This is a genomic window from Streptomyces sp. NPDC020845 (genome assembly GCF_044334165.1).
Taxonomy (GTDB): domain Bacteria; phylum Actinomycetota; class Actinomycetes; order Streptomycetales; family Streptomycetaceae; genus Streptomyces.
Genome location: NZ_JBIRSJ010000024.1, coordinates 152,568 through 169,387 on the forward strand (window position 1 = coordinate 152,568; position 16,820 = coordinate 169,387).

Genomic DNA, 16,820 nt, shown 5'->3' on the forward strand with positions numbered 1-16,820 from the left:
TGCTGTGTGCGCAACTTGATTCAGGTTGCGCAACTCAATGTGCCTGTCGGCGCGGAAGGGTGTCAAGGGGTCCGTGACGCGCGGAAAACAGCCCGGAACACGGCGATGCCCGCCGGGCGGTGCGCACACGTGCGCACCGCCCGGCGGGCATCCCGACCGGCCCCTCGCCGGCCCGTGCTACTTCAGCCAGGCATCGACCTTGTCACGGTGCGCATCGACCCACTTCTTCGCCGCCGCCTCGTCCGACATCTTGTCCACCGCGATGTACTTGGCCACGGTGTTCTGGTCGTCGTTGGTCCAGTTGAACTTCTCCACCAGGCGGTACGCCGGGCTGCCCGACTTGGCGAACTTCGCACTGACGATCTTGTCCAGGTCGTAGACGGGGTAGTCGCAGGCCACCTTGGCCGCGTCGGCGTCGCAGCCCGTCTTGTACGCCGGCAGCTTGACCTTGACCAGCGGTACCTCGGACATGAACCACTGGGGCTCGTAGAAGTAGCCGATCACCCATTGCTTGTTCTTCTCGGCGGTGCGGAAGGCCTGGATGAGCGCGGTCTCGCTGCCCGCGTACACCACCTTGTAGTCCAGCTTCAGGTTCTTCACCAGCGCCGCGTCGTTGGTGACGTACGACGGGTCGCCGTCGAGCAACTGGCCCTTGCCGCCCGACTCGGAGGTCTTGAACTCTGACGCGTACTTGTTGAGGTTCTTCCAGTCGGCGATGTCCGGATGCGCCTTGGCCAGCCACGGCGGCACGTACCAGCCGATGAGGCCCTTGTTGCCGGTCTTCCCCGCCTCGACGGCGGTCTTCTGCTGGGTGATGTACTTCTTCTTCAGATCGTCGTGGCCCCAGTTCTCCAGGACCGCGTCGACCTCGCCGGTCCCGAAGCCCTGCCAGGCGATCTCTTCCTTCAGGTCCTTCTTGTTGACCGTACAGCCGAGGTCGTGCTCCGCCACGTACGCGATGACCGCCGCGTCCGCCTGGTAGCCCACCCAGGGGTTGACGGCGAGGTTGAACGTGCCGCACTTGCCCGAGCCCTTCGAGCCCGAGGAGGAGTTGTCGCCGACCTTCGCTCCCCCGCACGCCGTGATGAGGGTGAGGCCGAGGACGGTCAGGCCGACCGCTCCCGGTCGCCAGTGTCTTGCCATGATGTCGTGCTCCTTATGCCCTGGTGCGTCGCGCCGCAGCCTGAGTGATCCGGTCGAACATGACTCCGAGCAGTACGATGGCGAGCCCCGCCGCCAGGCCCTTTCCGTACAGCTCTCCCTGCGAGAATCCGGCCACGACGTCGTAGCCGAGGGCGCCCGCACCCACCAGGCCGCCCACGACAACCATCGACAGCACGTAGATCAGCCCCTGGTTGGTCGCGAGAGTCAGGGCGCCGCGTGCCATCGGCAGTTGAACCTTGGTGATGACCTGCCAGGTGTTGCACCCGGCCGCGGTGGCCGCCTCCACGGTGGTCTCGGGTACGTTTCGCACACCGTCCGCGATGATCTTGATCGCGACGGGTGCCGCGTAGACGACGGCCGCCACGATCGCGGTGAACCGTGTGGCGCCGAAGAGGGCCAGGAACGGGACGAGATAGACGAACGGCGGCATGACCTGTGCGGCGTCCAGGGTGGGCCGCACCAGCCGGTCCGCCAGCGGGCTGCGCCCCATCCACACGCCGAAGACGACGCCGAGCAGCATCACCAGAGCCGTGGCCACGGCGGTCGACGCCAGCGTCGTCATGCCGTCCGACCACAGACCCGTGCCGACGAGCAGCCCGACGCACACGCCGGAGGTCACCCCGGCCCGCCATCCGCCGAGCACCGCGCCGAGCGCGACCAGCGTGACGCCGACGAGCCACCACGGCGAGTCGGTGAGCAGCGTCTGGAACGGGTTGAGCAGGCCGTTGGTCAGAGCGTCCCGAAGGGCGTTGGTCACCCCGGAGAGATGGTCCTGAAGCCAGGTGGTCACGGTGTCGGCCGCGCGTGCTATGTGACGGCCGACGCTGCCGTCGCCGGGGAACTCGGCCGCCCAGACGTAGCTGTGGGACAGGTAGACCAGGACGGCGGTCACGATCCCGCCAGCCGCCAGCAGTGGCCGGCGCCACGTGCGGAGGCGGCCTCCCGCGCGGCGGGCCGTCTCGGCGCGCGCGGCGGCCGCCGTGGTGACCCGGTCGAGCACGATGGCCATGACGACGATGGCGAGGCCGGCGTTGAAGGCGGTGCCCACGTCGAGTGACTGCAGGGCCTGGACGACGGTCTTGCCGAGGCCGGGGGCGTCGATCAGGGCGGCGATGGTCACCATGGCCAGGGCGGCCATGATGGTCTGGTTGACACCCATGACCACCGTGCGCTTGGACATCGGCAACAGCACCTTCCGCAACTGCTGGGATCGCGTCGTGCCGAGCGAGTCCGCTGCCTCGACGGTGGTCCGCGGCACGGAGCGGATGGCGTGCGCGGTGATGCGGATGGCGGGCGGTGCCGCGTAGATCACCGTGGTGATCACCGCGGAGGCCCCTCCGATGAGGAAGATCAGGGTCAGCGGGGCGAGGTAGACGAAGGTCGGCATCGTCTGCATGAAGTCCAGGAAGGGCGTCATGATCCGGTTGAACCGGTCGGACAGTCCGGCCCACACGCCGAGCGGGATGCCGATGAGCAGCGCCACGACGACCGCCGACAGGGTCAGCGCCAGGGTGTCCATGCTCTCCTGCCACAGGCCCTGGAGTCCGAAGAAGGTGAAGCCCGCCACGGCCAGCAGGGCGACCCGCCAGTTGCCCACGGCCCAGGAGACGTAGCCGGTGAGCGCCACGACGCCGAGCCAGCCGACCTGCGGGACCGGACGGCTGCCGGTGGGCTGGGAGATCAGCGACTGGACGAAGGTCACCAGGGTGTCGATGGCCAGGCGGATCTCATTGAAGAAGTAGAGGAAGAGCGGGTTGGAGTCACGGCCCGCGCCGATGGTGTCGTTGACGTCGTTCAGCCAGCGGTGCAGGCCGGTCAGGTCGGCCGCCGCGAGCGACAGCGTCTGCCGGCCGCGCAGCACCGCGAACAGCACCAGCCAGGCGATGAGGATCGCCGCCACCACCACGGGGCGGCTGACCTTCCCGCGTACGCTCGCCACCGGCGCGGTCGTCTTGGCGACGACGGCCATCACGCACCGCCTTCCTGTCCGGCGACCACGGCGAGGATCTCCTCGTCGCCGACGATGCCGAGGAGCTTGCCGTCCCGCACGACCTTGACCGGCTTCTCGGCCGCGAGCACCGCACGGGTGGCCTCGCGAACGACGACGTCCGGGCCCAGCTCGGGGCCGTCGAGTTCGTCGTCTGGTTCCGCGGGGCGCATGATCCAGCGCAGGGTCAGTACGTCGCCGCGCGGCACGTCCTTGACGAAGTCCCGTACGTAATCGTCGGCGGGGGCGCCGACGAGTTCGTCGCCGGTGCCGCACTGGACCATCTTGCCGTCGCGCATGATCAGGATGCGGTCGCCCAGCTTGAGGGCCTCGGAAAGGTCGTGGGTGATGAACACCATGGTCTTGCCGACCTCGTGGTGAAGGCGGATGACCTCGCTCTGCATGTCGCGGCGGATCAGCGGGTCGAGCGCGGAGAACGGCTCGTCGAAGAAGAGGACGCCCGGATCGCCGGCGAGGGCGCGCGCCAGGCCGACGCGCTGCTGCATGCCACCGGAGAGCTGGTCGGGGCGGGAGTTCTCGTATCCGGCCAGACCCACGAGTTCGACGACCTCCCGAGCGCGCTTCATGCGCTCGGCCTTGCCCATGCCCCGGATCTCCAGGCCGAACGCCACGTTGTCGACGACCCTGCGGTGCGGCAGCAGGCCGAAGTGCTGGAAGACCATGGAGAACTTGCTGCGCCGCAGTTCGCGCAGCCGCCTGGGGTCGGCGCCGCGGATGTCCTCGCCCTCGAAGACGATCTCACCGGAGGTGGGTTCGATCAGCCGGGTCAGACATCGCACCAGGGTGGACTTGCCGGAGCCGGACAGGCCCATGACGACGAAGACCTCGCCGGGGGACACCTCGAAATCAACCTCGCGTACGGCCGCGGTGCAGCCGGTGCGGTCCATGAGTTCGCGGCGGGTCAGCCCGCACAGCTCCTTTGATTCCGGCACCCGGTCGGCCTTCGGCCCGAACACCTTCCACAGCCGGCGCACGGAGATGACCGGGGTCGGGTCCTTGGGATTTGGGGACGTGCCGCGCCGCTGCGACACCTCGGTCTGCGCTGTGGTCACGTTCGACCTCTCTTCGGCGTTCAGCCGCAGAACCAGTTTTGCGGCCGGGGTTGGATGTTCTGCCAGATGTGCTTGGGCTCTCGGTACTCGTCGAGGCCGGTCGGCCCCAGCTCGCGGCCCACGCCCGAGCGCCCGAAGCCACCCCATTCCGCCTGCGGCACATAGGGGTGGTAGTCGTTGATCCACACCGTGCCGTGACGGAGCGCGCGCGCGACCCGCTGGGCCTTGCCGGCGTCCTGTGTCCAGACGGCTCCGGCGAGGCCGTATTCCGTGTCGTTGGCGATGCGGATGGCGTCGCCCTCGTCATGGAAGCGCTCGACGGTGAGCACGGGGCCGAAGGACTCCTCGTGCACCACGCGCATGTCCTGCCGGCACTCGTCGAGGACGGTGGGCGGGTAGTAGAAGCCGCCTACCAGCGCGGGGGCGTCCGGACGCGCGCCGCCGCAGCGCAGGACGGCACCCTCGGCGAGTCCGGCGGCGACATAGGCCTCGACCTTCTCCCGGTGCTGTGCGGATATCAGCGCCCCGGTCTCGGCCTCGGGGTCGAAGGGGCCGCCGAGCCTGATGAGCCGGGCGCGGCGTACGACCTCGTCGACGAAGGCGTCGTGCAGACAGTCCTCGACGATCAGACGGGCGCCGGCCGAGCAGACCTGCCCGGAGTGCAGGAAGACGGCGGTGAGCGCGAAGTCCACGGCGGCCTCGAAGTCGGCGTCCGCGAAGACGACGTTCGGGTTCTTGCCGCCGAGTTCCAGCGCGACCTTCTTCACCGTCGCGGCGGCGGTGGCCATGATGCGCCGCCCCGTCTCCAGGCCTCCGGTGAACGACACCATGTCGACGGCCGGGTCCTCGGCCAGCGGCGCGCCCACCTCCGCGCCCGCGCCCAGCACGAGGTTGGCGGCGCCGGGCGGGAGCCCTGCCTCCTCCAGCGCCCGCATCAGCAGGATCGAGGTGGAGGGCGTGAGCTCGCTGGGCTTGAGCACGACGGTGTTGCCCGCGAGCAGCGCCGGGGCGACCTTCCACGAGGCCTGGAGCAGCGGGTAGTTCCAGGGGGTGATCAGTCCGCAGACACCGACGGGCTCATAGGTGACCCGGCTGACCGCGTCGTCGCGGCCGGTGTCGACCACCCGGCCGGCGTCGGTGCCGGCGATACCGCCGTAGTAGCGGAAGCAGGAAACGACGTCGGCGATGTCGTACTCGCTCTCGACCAGGCGCTTGCCGGTGTCGAGCGACTCGGCGCGGGCGAACTCCTTGGCGTCGCGTTCGAGGATGTCGGCGGTACGCAGCAGCAGTGCGCCGCGCTCCCGCTCGGGGGTGTGCGGCCAGGGACCTTCGTCGAAGGCGCCCCGGGCCGCGGCGATCGCCGCCTCGGTATCGGGACGCGTACCCTCGGAGACCGTCGCGACAAGCCTGCCGTCCGCTGGACAGCGGATCTCCCGCTGGCCACCGGCCACCGGATCGCGCCAGTCTCCGTCCACATACAGATCTGCCACGCGCGGAGCCCTTCGAACGAAATTCGTTGCGCATCGCGCATTGAATTGCTTGTGGTGGAACACCCTGACCGAGGAAACGGACAAACGTCAAGAGGTCTGCGGATCCCGGTTTCACCATCGGGACAGTTGCCCTGCCACCCTTGACCGCGGGACGCACAGGGGCCAACGATGTTGCGTATCACTCATCGAGTTGTGTGATACGCACCCAGGGAGATCCTCTATGTCCCCTAGCCCGCATCCCGGCCGCGAGTACGTCCTCACTCTGTCGTGTCCGGACACCGCCGGACTGGTCCATGCCGTGAGCGGCTTTCTCGTCCGGAACTCCGGAAACATCCTCGAGAGCCAGCAGTTCGACGATCGTCTGCAGGCCCGTTTCTTCATGAGAGTCCACTTCGACGTTTCCGATCCGGACGTCGACCTGGAAAATCTGCGTTACCGATTCGGCCCCGTCGCCGAGGCCCACGGACTCACCTGGACCCTCCGGGACGCCTCGACCCCCACCCGGACACTCGTCATGGTGTCCCGCTTCGGCCACTGCCTGAACGACCTGCTCTTCCGCCGCCGCACCGGCGCGCTCAACATCGAGATCCCGGCCATCGTCTCCAATCACCGGGACTTCGAGGCACTGGCGGACACCTACGGCATCCCCTTCCACCACATCCCGGTGACCCGGGACAGCAAGCCCGAGGCCGAGGCGCGCCTGCTGGAGCTGGTACGGGAGCTGAACGTCGACCTCGTGGTCCTGGCCCGCTACATGCAGGTCCTCTCCGACGACCTGTGCAAAGAGCTGGAGGGCCGCGCCATCAACATCCACCACTCCTTCCTGCCGAGCTTCAAGGGCGCGAAGCCCTACCAGCAGGCCCACGAGCGCGGGGTGAAGCTGGTCGGCGCGACGGCGCATTATGTGACGCCGGACCTGGACGAGGGGCAGATCATCGAGCAGGACGTGGTCCGGGTGGACCACTCCCTCGACCCGGACGACCTGGTCACGGTCGGTCGCGACGTGGAGGCGCGGGTACTGGCCCATGCGGTGAAGTGGCACACCGAGAGCCGCGTGATGGTGGACGGCAACCGCACGGTGGTCTTCCGCTGAGGGACACCTGCCGATCGGGCGGAGCCGGAGTCGCTGGACTCCGGCTCCGCCCGGGTTTCGTATACGGCGCCGCCGGCTCAGCCGAGCCGATCGAGCAGCGCCCGGCGCCACCGCTCGGTCTCCGCGACCTGGCCGAACGTGAACAGGTGCAGCCCCGCCACCCCCTGCGACGGCCCGCCGAGCGCCTCCGCCGTGCGGCCGAGGAACTTCTCCGGCGCGTATCCGCCAGGCGTGGCGAACCGCAGGAACCAGGAGGCATGCCTGGTGAGGAAGCGCGTCGACTCCCCCACCCCGATCTTCGTCGCCATGGACAGCAGCTTCGCCCGGTGCACCGGCCCGGCGACCCCCACGTACACGGGCAACACCACGCCACGGCGTCGTATCCGGGAGACCCAGGCGCCGAGCACGCGCGGATCGAAGCACAGGTTGCTCACGATGTACGTGGCGTGTTTCCGCTTGTCCCACATCGCCTGAACGGTGATGTCGTCGTGAAGGATCGGGTGGCTCTCCGGATAGCCGGTGATCCCGGTGTCCGCGAAGGGACTGCCCAGCTCGCTCAGCCGGTGCAGCACCGGCAGCGCCCCGGTGAAGGCTCCGGCCGGCGGGTCCGCGTCGCCCGCCGGGACGAAGACGTCGTCGACCCCCGCCGCACGCAGCCGGTCGACGACGTCCTTCAGGTGCGCGTCGTCCCGCAACAGCCGTGCCGGCACGTGCGGGACGACCCGGTAGCCGTGTGCCGCGAGCCGCTCGGTGAGGCCGAGTGTCGGCCCCAGGCCTCTGACCGGCGACGCCGTGACCGTGACCGTGATGTCGCGCGGGACATGGGCGAGGACCTTCTCCTCGGTCGACTCCGTCGGCAGCACCTCGTAGCGGACGCGGCCCAACAGCTCCCGCAGGGCCTCGGCGGCCAAGGCCTACCCGGCCTGCTTCTGGGCGTCGCGGTGCCGGTAGTACGCGGCCTTGGAGGGCGACAGCGGGTCCTTGCCGAGGATCAGGTCGGCCGCCTTCTCGGCGATCATCATCACCGGTGCGTAGATGTTGCCGTTGGTGACGTACGGCATCACCGAGGCGTCCACCACGCGCAGCCCTTCCAGCCCGTGCACCTTCATGCTCAGCGGATCGACGACGGACATCTCGTCGGTGCCCATCTTGCAGGTGCACGAGGGGTGCAGAGCGGTCTCCCCCTCCTTGGCCACCCAGGCCAGGATCTCCTCGTCGGTCTCGACGGAAGGGCCGGGCGAGATCTCGCCGCCGTTGTAGGGAGCGAGCGCGGGCTGGTCGAGGAGCCGGCGGGTCACCCGGATGGCCTCGACCCACTCGCGGCGGTCCTGCTCGGTGGAGAGGTAGTTGAAGCGCAGCGCGGGGTGTTCCCGCGGGTCCTTGCTCTTGATCTTCACCGAGCCGACGGCGTCCGAGTACATGGGCCCCACGTGCACCTGGTATCCGTGGCGGCCGGCCGGCGAGGAGCCGTCATAGCGGACCGCCACGGGCAGGAAGTGGAACATCAGGTTGGGGTAGTCCACGTCCTCGTTGCTGCGGGCGAACCCGCCCGCCTCGAAGTGGTTGGTGGCCGCGGGCCCCGTGCGGAAGAGCCACTGCAGCCCGATGAAGGGTGCGCGCCACTTCGCCATGTACGGCTGCATGGACACGGGCTGCTTGCAGGCGTACTGGACGTACACCTCCAGGTGGTCCTGAAGGTTCTCGCCGACGCCCGGCAGGTCGTGGACGACGTCGATACCCAAGGCCGACAGCTCGGCGGCGTTCCCAACGCCGGAGAGCTGAAGCAACTGCGGCGAGTTGATCGCGCCGCCGCACAGGATGACCTCCCGCGCCCGGATCTGCTGCGGCGCGCCGCGCCCGTGCCGGTACTCGACACCGACGGCACGCTTGCCCTCGAAGAGGACGCGGCTGACGAAGGCGCGGGTCTTGACGGTGAGGTTGGGCCGCTTCCGTACGGGCTTGAGGTACGCCTTGGAAGCCGACAGACGGCGCCCCCGGTGGACATTGCGGTCAAAAGGCGCAAAGCCCTCCTGTCGGTAGCCGTTGACGTCGTCGGTGCGGGCGTAACCCGCCTCCTCGACGGACTTGAGAAAGGCGGTGAAGAGGGGGTTCGTCGCAGGGCCGCGCTCGAGGACGAGGGGGCCGTCATGGCCGCGGAACTCGTCGTCGGGGTCGGCCGCGAGGCAGTTCTCCATCCGCCGGAAGTACGGCAGGCAGTGCGCGTAGTCCCAGGTCTCCATGCCGGGGTCGGCGGCCCAGCGCTCGTAGTCCATGGGATTGCCGCGCTGGAAGATCATGCCGTTGATGCTGCTGGAGCCGCCCAGCACCTTGCCACGGGCGTGGTAGACGCGTCGGCCACCCATGTGCGGCTCGGGCTCGGACTCGTACTTCCAGTCATAGAAGCGGCTGCCGATCGGGTAGGTCAGCGCCGCGGGCATGTGGATGAACACGTCCCACGGGTAGTCGGAGCGACCCGCCTCCAGCACCAGTACCCGGTTTCCGGGGTCGGCGGAGAGTCGGTTCGCCAGTGCGCTGCCGGCTGATCCACCACCGACGATGACGAAGTCGTACTGCAGAGGAGCCATGGTGCCTCGTCTCGCTCGCGCTGTCGATACGCGAGGCATGCTAGTACGGGTAGCGCCATACGCACCAGGTTGCGGTGAACGCAACTTCGAGGGGGGTGGCGACCCGGCAACCTGGGTGTTGTTTACTCCGCGTATAGTTTCGCCATGAGCAACTACAGCCCAGATATCGAAACGACAGGCCCCCAGACCGGCGGGGTACAGTCCGTCGACCGGGCCATCAGCGTCCTCGAGATCCTGGCTCAGCGCGGCGAGGCGGGCGTCAGCGAAGTTGCCGCCGAGATCGGTGTTCACAAGTCCACAGCGTTCCGCCTGCTCGGAGCCCTTGAGGCGCGCGACCTGGTGGAGCAGTCGGGGGAACGCGGCAAGTACCGGCTCAGTTTCGGCATCGTACGCCTGGCGGGCGCGGTCACCGGACGCATCGACATCACCCAGCAGGGCCGCCCGGTGTGCGAGCGTCTGACCGAGGAAATCGGCGAGACGGTCAACATCGCGGTGATGCAGGAGCACTATGCGATCAACCTCTACCAGGTGCGCGGCCCGGGAGCCGTCACCGCGCACAACTGGGTCGGCCAACTGACCCCGCTGCACGCCACTTCCAGCGGCAAGATCCTGCTGGCCCACCTGCCCGCCCAGGAACGCGCCGCACTGCTGGCGGAGGCCGGCCTGAAGAAGGTGACACCCCGCACGATCTCGTCCAGGACGAAGCTGGAGAAGAACCTCGCCGAGGCCCGGCAGCGCGGCTACTCCTGGACGCTGGAGGAGCTGGAGATCGGACTGCACGCCATGGCCGCACCGATCCGCGACCGGGAAGGCCAGGTCATCGCCTCGATCAGCGCCTCCGGGCCCTCGTACCGGTTCACCGAGGAGCGCATGCACGAGCTGGCCCCGGTGCTGGTCAAGGGCGCCGGGGAGATCAGCCACCGCATGGGATACCTGGGCTGAGCGCACCGGTACGCCCGCCGAGCGGCCCGCGTGCGCCCGCGCGGGCCATGGGCACCCCCTCTTCCCGCGCCACCGCTCTTCCCGCACCACCGCGGCCGGCCAGGCGACGGCGTGCGGGAGGCACAGCCAGTCGCGGTCCACGACCGTGCGGTCCACGACCGTGCGGTCCACGACCGTGCGGTCGACGGCCGCCGGACACATGCGGTGGAAAGCGCAACCGGGCGCGAGCTGTCGCCGACGCTCCGTCAGGAGGCGGCGGTCGCGAGCTGCTTCCGCCAACGGGTGAACAGCCGCGGCTGGTTCATCCCGAGCACGGCGACCGGCCTGTCGGCCCGCCGGTAGACGGCCAGGAAGCTGCGGTCCTCGGTGGTGCCTTCCTCGACCGTCACACTGTCGGCCCCCGCGGCGTGGCCGACGAACTGGATCTTCACGCCGTACTGATCGGACCAGAAGTACGGAGGCCTGGGCACGCCCGGCGCCGTCGCCCCGTGGGCGAGCAAGGTGGCCACGGCGGCGTCGGGGCGCTCCAGCGCGCCGGTCCAGTGCTCGACACGGCGGTGGATCCCGGCGTGCGGGTCGTACCAGTTGGCGCAGTCCCCGACGGCGACCACCCCGGCAAGGCTGGTGCGGCCGTCGGCGCCGCACTTCACGCCGTTGTCGAGCGCGACGCCCGACCCCTGAAGCCAGTCGACACAGGGCCTCGCGCCCACGCCGACCACGACGCTGTCGGCGGGCACGCCGCGGCCGTCCTCCAGGAGCACGGAATCCACCCGGCGCTCCCCGCTCAGCCCCTTGACCCCCACCCCGCACAGCAGCCGCACTCCGTGGTCCGCATGGAGGCCGGAGAGGACCCCGCCCATGGCCTCGCCGAGCGGTCCGGCCAGCGGTGTCGGCGCCGTCTCGATCACGGTCACGTCGAGGCCGAGGGCACGGGCCGTGGAGGCGACCTCGGCGCCGATGAATCCACCGCCGATCACCACCAGCCGTCCGCCGCGAGCCAGTTCGTCCCGCAGTGCGCGGGCGTCGTCCAGGGTGCGCAGCACGTGGACCCCGGCTAGGCCCTCGGTGCCGGGCAGGGTACGGGCAGCCGCACCGGTCGCGATGACCACTCCGTCGGCACGCACCTCACGGCCGTCGGCGAGCCGTATCGCCCGCTCGGTGCGGTCGAGTCCGGTGGCACGGACACCGAGCACCCACTCCGCCCCGAGTTCCTCGTCGTCCCTCTCCAGTGCGAGATCCGCTTCGCCGATGGCACCGGCCAGGAACTCCTTGGACAAAGGCGGCCTGTCGTAGGGGCGGTGGACCTCGTCGCCGATGACGACCAGCCGGCCGTCGTATCCCCGGTTCCGCAGCGACCGCGCGGCCGACAGGCCGGCCAGCGAGGCGCCCACCACGGCCACGGTCCTCACGCGGGGCCCCCGGCCAGACGGGAGGCGATGCACGGCGGCAGGTTGGGCGCCTCCGTGGACAGCCGCACGTAGACCATGCCGTTCTCGACGACGACCTCGTGAGTGCGGACCGGGAGCTTGGCCGGCGGTGCGTCCACGGCTCCGGTCCTCAGGTCGAACTTCGAGGCGTGCAACGGGCATTCCACCTCGCAGCCCTCCAGCCAGCCATCGGCGAGCGAGGCGTCCTGGTGGGTGCAGGTGTCGTCGATGGCGAAGAGCTCGCCGTCGTCGGTGTGAAACACCGACACCGGCGGATCGATGTCGAGCCGGTGGGCCTCGCCTCGCGGCAGATCCGCGAGAGGGCACGCGGGAATCATCATGACACCTCGGGTGCGTATAGCGAAACGAATTGCGGTGAACGCAACGCCAGTCTGAGGGCCTCCCGGAACCGTTGTCAAGGCATCCAGAGGCCGGGGTGCGCGGGGGTCGACGACGGTCTTCCGGGCACGCCGGAACAGGCCTCGAAAGCGCTGGTGAACAGGCGGAACACACGTCCCACAGGTGCGGCGACGGCCCCGCCCCGGTGGCGTCACGCAGTACGTCACCGGGCCAGGGCCGTCACGGGGGGGGGCGGGCCGTCACGGGGGCAGGGCCGTCACGGGGGCAGGGCCGTCACGGGGGCAGGGCCGTCACGGGGGCAGGGCCGTCACCGGGCGGTCAGAAGCCGCGGTCGATCCACTCCTGGAGGTGCGGCGCCTCGGCGCCGATGGTCGTGGTCTCTCCGTGGCCGGTGTGCACGACGGTATCGTCCGGCAGGGAAAGGAGTCGTTCGCCGATCGAAGCGATGATGGTGGGGAAGTCGCTGTACGACCTTCCCGTCGCCCCGGGTCCGCCGGCGAACAGGGTGTCGCCGCTGAAGAGCGCGGAGAGGCCGGGGGCGTGGAGGCAGACGGCTCCGGGGGCATGGCCCGGGGTGTGCAGCACGGTCAGCTCCGCGCCCGCGACCGTGAGGCGCTGCCCGTCGGTCAGGGCGCCGTCGGGCGCCCGTTCGGGATGGGTCTGCTTCCACAGCGGCAGATCGTCGGCGTGCAGCAGGATCGGGGCGCCGGTCCGGGCGGCGAGGTCGGGCGCGGCGTCGATGTGGTCGTTGTGCGCGTGGGTGCACACGATCGCCCGCAGGGTGCGTCCGTCGAGGGTCCGGGCGATGGCGTCGGCGTCGTGAGCGGCGTCGATGACGACCGCCTCCTCGTCATCCCCCACGATCCACACATTGTTGTCGACGTCCCATGTGCCGCCGTCCAGCGAGAACGTCCCCGAAGTGATGAGACGTTCGATGCGGGCGCCCGCCATCACAGGACCACCACCGAGCGCAGGACGTCGCCGTGGTGCATGCGCTCGAAGGCCTTCTCCACCTCGTCCAGCGCGATGGTCTCGGTGACGAAGGCGTCCAGGTCGAGGCGGCCCTGGAGGTAGAGGTCGACGAGCATCGGAAAGTCACGGGAGGGCAGGCAGTCCCCGTACCAGGACGACTTGAGCGCCCCACCCCGGCCGAAGACGTCCAGCAGCGGCAGCTCCAGCTTCATCTCCGGGGTCGGTACGCCCACCAGCACCACCGTCCCGGCGAGATCACGGGCGTAGAAGGCCTGCCGGTACGTCTCCGGACGACCCACCGCCTCGATGACCACGTCCGCACCGAACCCCCCCGTCAGCTCGCGCACCGCATCGACCGCGTCGGCCTCCCTGGAGTTGACCGTGTGGGTCGCGCCGAGCTTCTTGGCGGTGGCCAGCTTGCGGTCGTCGATGTCCACGGCGATGATCTTCGCCGCGCCCGCCAGGCTCGACCCCATGATCGCCGCGCTCCCCACCCCGCCGCAGCCGATCACGGCGACGGTGTCACCACGCCCGACCTCGCCCGTGTTGATGGCCGCGCCGATGCCCGCCATCACCCCGCACCCCAGCAGTCCGACGGCGGCCGCCGACGCGGCCCGGTCCACCTTGGTGCACTGACCGGCCGCCACCAGTGTCTTCTCCGCGAAGGCGCCGATCCCCAGAGCCGGCGAGAGCTCGGTACCGTCGGTCAAGGTCATCTTCTGCTTCGCGTTGTGCGTGCTGAAGCAGTACCAGGGTCGCCCGCGCAGGCACGCACGGCACTGGCCGCAGACCGCCCGCCAGTTAAGGATCACGAAGTCACCGGGCGCCACGTCCGTGACGCCCTCGCCGACCGCTTCCACCACACCCGCTGCCTCATGCCCCAGCAAGAAGGGAAAGTCGTCGCTGATGCCGCCCTCGCGATAGTGCAGATCGGTGTGGCAGACGCCGCAAGCCTCGATCTTGACCAACGCCTCACCCGGGCCGGGGTCGGGCACCACGATCGTTTCCAGACTGACGGGGGCACCGTTGCCCCGCGCGACGACAGCACGGACCTGCTGAGTCATGGCCACTCCTCGGGCGACAGGGATGAGATGTTGCGCATTACGGTAGACATCTCGTCTTCCGCAACACAGCATCGCGGAGAGCGAAGCAGGGGTCAAGGATCCGTAAACGCGGGGCCGATGTCTGCGGGTGAGTGCTGCCGCGGATGTCCCCCGCGCGGCGGCAAGGGGCCGTACTTCTGTTCTTTGGGGCGCGCCCGGTCCAAGCGCTGTGGAGGGTGGGGCGGCCAGGGCCCGAGAGCAGGCAGCTCCTCCGCCGCCACTGGTGACACAACGGGCGTACGTCCGGCCAGCCAGGCCGCCAGGTCGCGCAGGCCTCCGGTAACCACCGTGCCCGGCGGCCCGTCGCCGACGGACCACTGGCGGCCCACGTCGTGTGGGCCTGGGCGCGGAGGAAGGAGCGCCAGGTCTGCTGGGAGGCGCACTGCGGTGCGGGCGGTAAACCGGAGCGGCGCAGAACGCGCCGGATCGTGGCGGCGGCAACCCGATGGCGGTGCCAGGCCAGCAACGTGCCTGGGGTGACCAGCCGATGACGACGCAAGGCGGGCGGTAGCCGGCGGGCGAGAGCGGAGAGCACGGCACGATCGGCCCACGAGAGCCGCGGCCGCTGGACCTGCCGGCGAAGCACAGCGACCTCATGACGAAGCGCAAGGATCTCAGCGTTGTTCACGGCGCACGAACGACCCAACAGCAGGAGGCACCCCAGCAGTCGGCAGAAGATCAGGTAGAGCAATCGCAGAGCCACGATCAGCGATCATGCCCATATTCGGGCCATCACAAAGCCCCAGGTCAGCCGCTCTACGGCAGTAATGACACCCTTCAGGCATCCTCCACGAATACCGACATGCCGCATGACCTGCACGGATGGGATTTCCGGCAAGCGCAGTGTCGGTGAGCACCTCGCGGAGCCCTGGCACCGCGTCCGAGGGCTGATCGCGGGAACCGGGTTGAGGTCACAGCAATCGGTCGACCAGCCCGTCGATGTAGTCCGGGGTGAGCGGGACCATGCCGAACAAGACGCGGATATACATCGGGGCCAGGATGTGGTCCAGCACGTCGAACGCGTCGGGTGCGGGCTCGCCACGGTCGCGGGCGCGATCGAGCATGGACTGCAGTTGCCGGGTGCGTTCGGCGCGGAGGTGGTCACCAGCCTGCAGGCCCTGCTGACCGCTGCTCGACAGGGCGAAGGCCAGGTGCAGCACCGCCGGACCGTCGGGTCCGGTGATCTCGCGGGCCACTTGGGCCGCGTAAGTGCGCAGGTCGCCGGCGAGGCTCCCGGTGTCGGGCATCGGCGACTGCGCATTGAGGCGGGTGAGCGCCACGTCGGTGAGCAGGGTTTCCAGGCTGCCCCACCGGCGGTAGATGCTGCTGTCGGCTACGCCTGCGCGGGCTGCGACCTCGCCGACGGTGAAGTTGCCGTAGCCGCGCTCACTGATCAGGTCGGTGACGGCCTGGTGCACCTGCGCGCCGACGCGGGCGCTGCGCCCGCCGGGTCGCCGGGCTCGCTGTCGCTCGTTCATGCATCCCACCTTAACGCAGTCGAGACTTGCGTTTACGGCGCAAGCCCCCATACAGTCACCTAACGCAGTCGCCGACTGCTTTAGGCGCTTTAGGTCGCTGAGGTGTATCGCCACCCGTGTCGACCGTGGCCGGGCGCAACTAACGATTGAGGGGGATCCCATGACTGCAACGCATGCGACCGTAGGCAGTCGGTCAAACCGGGCCGTGGTGCTCACGGTGACCTGCCTGGGCCAATTCATGGTCCTGCTCGACAACACGATCGTTGGAGCGGCGCTGCCCGATATGCAGCACCGGCTGCACACTCAGCTGACCGGTCTGCAATGGATCGTCGACGCGTACGTACTGCTGGTCGCCATGCTGCTGCTGTCCGGCGGTGTCTTCGCCGACCGGTTCGGCCGCAAGCGGGTGTACCTGACCGGGGTGGCGGTGTTCACCGCCGCGTCGCTGCTGTGCAGCCTCGCGCCCTCGGTCGGCTGGCTGGTCGCCGGCCGGGTGCTCCAGGGCATCGGGGCCGCGGCGCTGAGCCCTGCCTCGCTCGCCCTGCTCGTCGCCGCCTATCCCGCGCCGCAAGAACGGATCAAGGCGATCGGGCTGTGGGCCGGATTCAGCGGAATCGGTCTGGCCGCAGGCCCCGTGGCCGGCGGCGTGCTGGCACAAGCCTTCGGCTGGCCCGCCATCTTCCTGGTCAACCTGCCCATCGGCGTGGTCCTTCTGCTGGTCGGCCTGCGCCACCTCGGTGAGTCCCGCAATCCGAGCGCCCCCGCGATCGACATCCCGGGCACGGTGCTGTCCGTTCTGGCGGTGGGGGTACTGACCTACGGGCTGATCGAGGGCGGTGCCCGCGGCTGGACCTCACCGGTCATCCTGGGCAGCTTCGCCGCCGCGGTGATCCTCCTCGCCGCCTTCGTCGCCGTCGAAGCGCGTCGCTCCGCACCGATGCTGCCGCCGCGACTGTTCCGGCAGCGGCTGTTCACCGTGTCCAACAGCGCCATGACCGTGGTGGGGTTCGCGCTCATGGGTTCGTCGTTCTTCTTCTCCCAGTTCTTCGTGTACGTCCAGGGCAGCTCGATCCTGCGCGCCGGCCTGCAGACCCTGCCGGTATCCCTCGCCATGGTGATCGTCAGCCCGTACGCGGGCCGGCTCGC

At 69.4% G+C, this 16,820-nt stretch carries 14 protein-coding genes and 1 pseudogene; 3 read left to right on the top strand and 12 right to left on the bottom strand.

The genetic code is table 11. From position 1 onward, the window contains the following. Positions 1–177: 177 nt before the first annotated feature. Genes ACH4U7_RS46725 through ACH4U7_RS46740 form a run of 4 tightly spaced genes read right to left on the bottom strand, consistent with a single transcriptional unit; the run spans position 178 to position 5,714 of the window. Positions 178–1,143: an ABC transporter substrate-binding protein gene (locus ACH4U7_RS46725; RefSeq protein ID WP_398533850.1), complete on the bottom strand. Its 966-nt coding sequence runs from the start codon at positions 1,141–1,143 to the stop codon at positions 178–180. Between the two features lie 13 nt (positions 1,144–1,156). Then, complete coding sequence (locus ACH4U7_RS46730; protein WP_398533851.1) at positions 1,157–3,133, bottom strand: ABC transporter permease; 1,977 nt, start codon at positions 3,131–3,133, stop codon at positions 1,157–1,159. Next, positions 3,133–4,224 carry a glycine betaine/L-proline ABC transporter ATP-binding protein gene (locus tag ACH4U7_RS46735; protein ID WP_398533852.1) on the bottom strand — a complete coding sequence of 364 codons (1,092 nt, stop codon included), beginning with the start codon at positions 4,222–4,224 and terminating at the stop codon, positions 3,133–3,135. The genes ACH4U7_RS46730 and ACH4U7_RS46735 overlap by 1 nt, the downstream gene beginning before the upstream one ends. 20 nt (positions 4,225–4,244) lie before the next feature. Further along, positions 4,245–5,714, bottom strand: coding sequence for an aldehyde dehydrogenase family protein (locus ACH4U7_RS46740; RefSeq protein ID WP_398533853.1), 1,470 nt, complete (start codon positions 5,712–5,714; stop codon positions 4,245–4,247). A 220-nt stretch (positions 5,715–5,934) separates the two neighbouring features. Between ACH4U7_RS46740 and purU the strand changes: the two genes are divergently transcribed. Continuing rightward, positions 5,935–6,807 (top strand): formyltetrahydrofolate deformylase, encoded by an 873-nt coding sequence (gene purU / locus ACH4U7_RS46745; protein ID WP_398533854.1) that lies wholly within the window; start codon positions 5,935–5,937, stop codon positions 6,805–6,807. A 77-nt stretch (positions 6,808–6,884) separates the two neighbouring features. Here the strand turns inward: purU and ACH4U7_RS46750 are convergent, their stop codons facing one another. Continuing rightward, entirely contained in the window at positions 6,885–7,718 is an 834-nt protein-coding gene (locus tag ACH4U7_RS46750; protein ID WP_398533855.1) for a 5,10-methylenetetrahydrofolate reductase, read from the bottom strand. Between the two features lie 3 nt (positions 7,719–7,721). After that, the gene (betA, locus tag ACH4U7_RS46755) at positions 7,722–9,392 is read right to left on the bottom strand and encodes a choline dehydrogenase (RefSeq protein ID WP_398533856.1); all 1,671 of its coding nucleotides are present in this window, start codon (positions 9,390–9,392) and stop codon (positions 7,722–7,724) included. A 144-nt stretch (positions 9,393–9,536) separates the two neighbouring features. Here betA and ACH4U7_RS46760 point away from each other — a divergent pair, with 144 nt between their 5' ends. Beyond that, on the top strand, positions 9,537–10,334 hold the full coding sequence (locus ACH4U7_RS46760) for an IclR family transcriptional regulator (protein WP_398533857.1): 798 nt from the start codon (positions 9,537–9,539) through the stop codon (positions 10,332–10,334). A gap of 245 nt (positions 10,335–10,579) precedes the next feature. Here ACH4U7_RS46760 and ACH4U7_RS46765 read toward each other — a convergent pair whose 3' ends face one another. From ACH4U7_RS46765 to ACH4U7_RS46790, 6 genes and pseudogenes are all read right to left on the bottom strand, one after another. Next, positions 10,580–11,743 carry an NAD(P)/FAD-dependent oxidoreductase gene (locus ACH4U7_RS46765; protein WP_398533858.1) on the bottom strand — a complete coding sequence of 388 codons (1,164 nt, stop codon included), beginning with the start codon at positions 11,741–11,743 and terminating at the stop codon, positions 10,580–10,582. After that, positions 11,740–12,102 (bottom strand): bifunctional 3-phenylpropionate/cinnamic acid dioxygenase ferredoxin subunit, encoded by a 363-nt coding sequence (locus ACH4U7_RS46770; protein WP_346172627.1) that lies wholly within the window; start codon positions 12,100–12,102, stop codon positions 11,740–11,742. The genes ACH4U7_RS46765 and ACH4U7_RS46770 overlap by 4 nt, the downstream gene beginning before the upstream one ends. 337 nt (positions 12,103–12,439) lie before the next feature. Continuing rightward, positions 12,440–13,072, bottom strand: coding sequence for an MBL fold metallo-hydrolase (locus ACH4U7_RS46775; protein WP_398533859.1), 633 nt, complete (start codon positions 13,070–13,072; stop codon positions 12,440–12,442). Further along, the gene (locus tag ACH4U7_RS46780; protein WP_398533860.1) at positions 13,072–14,157 is read right to left on the bottom strand and encodes an S-(hydroxymethyl)mycothiol dehydrogenase; all 1,086 of its coding nucleotides are present in this window, start codon (positions 14,155–14,157) and stop codon (positions 13,072–13,074) included. Before ACH4U7_RS46780 ends, ACH4U7_RS46775 begins: the two co-directional genes overlap by 1 nt. Positions 14,158–14,518: 361 nt before the next feature. Beyond that, positions 14,519–14,899: pseudogene (locus tag ACH4U7_RS46785) on the bottom strand (integrase); the annotation flags it as partial. 208 nt (positions 14,900–15,107) lie between these two features. Further along, the gene (locus ACH4U7_RS46790; protein ID WP_398533861.1) at positions 15,108–15,674 is read right to left on the bottom strand and encodes a TetR/AcrR family transcriptional regulator; all 567 of its coding nucleotides are present in this window, start codon (positions 15,672–15,674) and stop codon (positions 15,108–15,110) included. A 160-nt stretch (positions 15,675–15,834) separates the two neighbouring features. On the opposite strand from ACH4U7_RS46790, the gene ACH4U7_RS46795 reads away from it, so the two are divergent. Next, a partial coding sequence (locus tag ACH4U7_RS46795) for an MFS transporter (protein ID WP_398533862.1) occupies positions 15,835–16,820 on the top strand: 986 nt, incomplete at its 3' end.